This is a genomic window from Citrobacter freundii complex sp. 2024EL-00216, from assembly GCF_043945515.1.
Classification (GTDB): domain Bacteria; phylum Pseudomonadota; class Gammaproteobacteria; order Enterobacterales; family Enterobacteriaceae; genus Citrobacter; species Citrobacter portucalensis.
Genome location: NZ_JBIMRA010000064.1, coordinates 1 through 1,386, shown reverse-complemented (window position 1 = coordinate 1,386; position 1,386 = coordinate 1). Strand labels below are relative to the sequence as shown.

The 1,386-nt window shown below is 52.5% G+C and carries 2 rRNA genes; both read right to left on the bottom strand.

Annotated features, from left to right (window positions below):
* Nucleotide 1: 1 nt before the first annotated feature.
* Nucleotides 2–117: ribosomal RNA gene (rrf, locus tag ACHHZ7_RS25380) — 5S ribosomal RNA — on the bottom strand.
* Between the two features lie 96 nt (nt 118–213).
* Nucleotides 214–1,386, bottom strand: a 23S ribosomal RNA gene (locus ACHHZ7_RS25375); the annotation flags it as partial.

Below are 1,386 nucleotides of genomic sequence, written 5' to 3'. Positions count from 1 at the left end.
TGCCTGGCAGTTCCCTACTCTCGCATGGGGAGACCCCACACTACCATCGGCGCTACGGCGTTTCACTTCTGAGTTCGGCATGGGGTCAGGTGGGACCACCGCGCTACAGCCGCCAGGCAAATTCTGTTTATCAACACGCTTTTGCATGTCAATCTAATCTGTAATCAAACTGAATCTTGTGTCTGTCTTTCGCCAAAACATCTTCGGCGTTGTAAGGTTAAGCCTCACGGTTCATTAGTATCGGTTAGCTCAATGTATCGCTACACTTACACACCCGACCTATCAACGTCATCGTCTTTAACGTTCCTTCAGGACTCTCAAGGAGTCAGGGAGAACTCATCTCGGGGCAAGTTTCGTGCTTAGATGCTTTCAGCACTTATCTCTTCCGCATTTAGCTACCGGGCAATGCCATTGGCATGACAACCCGAACACCAGTGATGCGTCCACTCCGGTCCTCTCGTACTAGGAGCAGCCCCCCTCAATTCTCCAGCGCCCACGGCAGATAGGGACCGAACTGTCTCACGACGTTCTAAACCCAGCTCGCGTACCACTTTAAATGGCGAACAGCCATACCCTTGGGACCTACTTCAGCCCCAGGATGTGATGAGCCGACATCGAGGTGCCAAACACCGCCGTCGATATGAACTCTTGGGCGGTATCAGCCTGTTATCCCCGGAGTACCTTTTATCCGTTGAGCGATGGCCCTTCCATTCAGAACCACCGGATCACTAAGACCTGCTTTCGCACCTGCTCGAGCCGTCACTCTCGCAGTCAAGCTAGCTTATGCCTTTGCACTAACCTCCTGATGTCCGACCAGGATTAGCTAACCTTCGTGCTCCTCCGTTACTCTTTAGGAGGAGACCGCCCCAGTCAAACTACCCACCAGACACTGTCCGCAACCCGGGTAACGGGTCTACGTTAGAACACCAGCCATTAAAGGGTGGTATTTCAAGGATGGCTCCATGCAGACTGGCGTCCACACTTCAAAGCCTCCCACCTATCCTACACATCAAGGACCAGTGTTCAGTGTCAAGCTATAGTAAAGGTTCACGGGGTCTTTCCGTCTTGCCGCGGGTACACTGCATCTTCACAGCGAGTTCAATTTCACTGAGTCTCGGGTGGAGACAGCCTGGCCATCATTACGCCATTCGTGCAGGTCGGAACTTACCCGACAAGGAATTTCGCTACCTTAGGACCGTTATAGTTACGGCCGCCGTTTACCGGGGCTTCGATCAAGAGCTTCTCCTTACGGATAACCCCATCAATTAACCTTCCGGCACCGGGCAGGCGTCACACCGTATACGTCCACTTTCGTGTTTGCACAGTGCTGTGTTTTTAATAAACAGTTGCAGCCAGCTGGTATCTTCGACTGATTTCAGCTCCATG